Consider the following 2,639-nt stretch of genomic DNA (forward strand, 5'->3'; position numbering starts at 1 on the left):
CCCGCGTCCCAAACGAGCCGGCATGATGCGTCCCTTCTCTCAGTGCGACTGTAGTTTCCTCAGGCTACGCGTCCGTGTGTGTGCGTCGCGGACGCGCTGCAGGTGGTGCCGAGTCTCTGCGTCGAGCCGATACCATCCGCACCGGCCACGTCGCTCACCCTCCGTGCGTCGCAGCCATCCCTGCTGGACCCAATAATGGACGGCGTTCTCGGTGACACCGAATTGCTTGGCGACACCACGCAGCGAGTACAGCCCGTCCTCTCGGCGGTCGGCCTTGCGCACTGAGGAGGGCATCCGGTGTGGCCAGCGCAACTGTCGGGCACGGCAGTAGGCATGCACCGTCAAGTTCGTCCAGAGCGCACCTGTCGCGGTCATCAGGCCGCCTTTGTTGAGCCGCATCGCGATTTCAGGCGCGGGCATCCCCAGTTTCACATGCTGCTCAATGAAGCGCCCGGCCTCCGTCGAGGTCCGCCGTCCTGGTAGCTGCCGCTCCACCCAGGCTCCCGTCGTGGCACCCGTGCGCCAGAGTATCGCCACGCGGGTGCCCCGCGAGGGCCCTTCCACCGGAGTGAGGCAGAGCTCTTGGATGACGGTGCGGGTAATGTTCTTGCGCTCGGCCATGGTGGTGGAGGGACTGGCCCAGAGTCGGGGCAGGTCCTGGGCGAGCGCAGCAATGCGTTCCTGCTCCCTCGCCGTGAGCGCCACCTGCTTCTTTTCCCGGGCCTCCGTGTAGCGGCGCTCGGCGTCCTGAAGCTCCTCCAGCTTCTCCTCCCACTCGCGCTCCAGCGTGCGCGCCACCGTGCGGTTGTCCGGGTCGACGGCCTTGTAGCGCCGCTCCGCCAACGTTACCTCGTACCGTGCACGCTCCAGACGCAGCCTCCACTGGTGCGCCACCTCGTCTGTCTGACGCTGCGCCTCGCGCACCACCGTCAGGCCGAGTTCAATGCCTTCTGGCTGCACGGCGGCCAGGACGCGCTCGCCAACTGCTCGGTCAATGGCTGACGCTCCCACCGACCAGCAAAGGTGCATGCTCTTGCCGGCCTGGACGGGACTGGCGCAGATGTAACGCGCTCGCGGGCTTCGGCCTGAGTATGCCGAATGCATCCGGTGTCCACACTTGCCACATAGGACGAGGCCTTGCAGGAGGGCCTCCCCCTTTCTGGCAGCGCCGTGTCGCTCGGGCGCGTCCCGTGACGGGCGGTTGTCATGCAATATCTGCTGGTTCTTCACGTATTCCTCCCACGTCAAGTACGCAGGATGCCTTTCACGGTGCACCACCTTCCAGGAGTCAGCCGGCAAGCGCCGGCAACGGCGCACCACCTGTCCTTCCGCAAGCTTCACCGTGTGCTCGCGCCGGCCGTACACGTACGCGCCCGCGTATGTCGGATTCGTGAGCATTTGCAGCAGGCGACTCGGCCGCGGAGGTGACCAGCGCAATTGGTGAGTCTTGGCATCGCGGGCGGGCAACTGAAGGTCATGCTCGATGAAGTAGCGGGCCACACCATAGGCGGAGCGCTCTATTGGGAAGCGCTCAAAGACGAGATGCACAGCTCGCCCAACCTCTTCGTCTGGGTCGAGCCGCAGGCGGCTGAGCGCCTTGTCCCACCAGTAGCCAACGGGCGGAGGCAGGCGAAACTCACCGCGCCGAGCCTTGCTTGCGCGTGCCCCGCGCAGCCGCAGCTGCATCCACGACAGCTCGGCCTCGGACATGGTCCCCTTGATGCCCAGGAGCAGCCTGTCGTTGTAGTCGCCCGGATGATAGAGGGCCTGCTCATCAGCGATGAGGACATCTGCCAGCCCGCACAGGTCCAGCAGGCGATGCCAGTCAGCCGAGGAGCGGGCCAGTCGAGAGACGTCGAGTGCGAAGAGGGCACCCACCTCGCCGCGTGCCACTTCCTCGCTGACACGCTGGAAGCCGGAGCGTCCCTGTGCGGAGGCGCCACTGCGCCCCAGGTCTTCATCCACCACCTCAATGGCGTCGGGCCGCCAGCCGAGTGCCTGGGCCCGCTCTCGCAGGAGATATTGCCGGCGCGTCGACTCGGTGTGCTCCATCACCTGCTTGAGTGTGGACTGGCGCAGGTACACCACCGCCCGTCGCCGCAGGTGGGTGTCGAGGACGGCTACCCTCATGTACGGCCCCCTCTCGAGCGTCCTCCCCCAGCCGACGCAGAGCGACCGTTGCCAGGAGGCGTACAACGTCGCGCTGTGCCTCTGGGGTGAGGAGCGTCCGTAGGCGTGGACTCGGCCGACTTCGGTCCTTCTGGCCGCGACTGCTCCGCCATCTTCCCATGGCAGGTGTGTGCACTCCCTGCCGCGTGCGCGCATGGGCTACCTCCCTGCTTGGCTTCCACCAGTGCCGCCAGTTGGCGTAGCTCCTCCACGCTCACCTGGCACCTGGTGGGCCTCATGCTCGAGAGGGAGCCTGGTTCCGCCCTGTCTGTCCACGCAGTGGGAAGCCGCAAGACCCCGCCCTCTGGCAGGCCCAGCACCAGATAGCCGCTTCCCTGGGCGCCCTGCACGTCGCGGTCGGCACGCAGGACTGGAAACCGTCTGCCGCGGAAGGGATGGACCGCCATGGTGATGGTGACTTCTTCCAAATCGCTTGCAGTGTCGACCGCATTGCGCGCTACCTTTCCCAG

At 66.5% G+C, this 2,639-nt stretch carries 2 protein-coding genes; both read right to left on the reverse strand.

Features of this window, described 5'->3' with window-relative positions; translation table 11 throughout:
* Positions 1 to 39: 39 nt before the first annotated feature.
* The gene (locus HUA76_RS44690) at positions 40 to 2,130 is read right to left on the reverse strand and encodes a recombinase family protein (RefSeq protein ID WP_174464418.1); all 2,091 of its coding nucleotides are present in this window, start codon (positions 2,128 to 2,130) and stop codon (positions 40 to 42) included.
* Complete coding sequence (locus HUA76_RS46685; protein WP_174464419.1) at positions 2,127 to 2,576, reverse strand: DUF5372 family protein; 450 nt, start codon at positions 2,574 to 2,576, stop codon at positions 2,127 to 2,129. The genes HUA76_RS44690 and HUA76_RS46685 overlap by 4 nt, the downstream gene beginning before the upstream one ends.
* Positions 2,577 to 2,639 lie beyond the last annotated feature (63 nt).

This window comes from Myxococcus sp. CA056, assembly GCF_013336715.1.
GTDB classification, from domain to species: Bacteria; Myxococcota; Myxococcia; order Myxococcales; family Myxococcaceae; genus Myxococcus; species Myxococcus llanfairpwllgwyngyllgogerychwyrndrobwllllantysiliogogogochensis.

Excerpts from the sequence above, each read along its gene's own strand:
- HUA76_RS44690 (WP_174464418.1), bottom strand. The coding sequence starts at position 2,130 with ATGAGGGTAGCCGTCCTCGACACCCACCTGCGGCGACGGGCGGTGGTG.
- HUA76_RS46685 (WP_174464419.1), bottom strand. The coding sequence starts at position 2,576 with ATGGCGGTCCATCCCTTCCGCGGCAGACGGTTTCCAGTCCTGCGTGCC.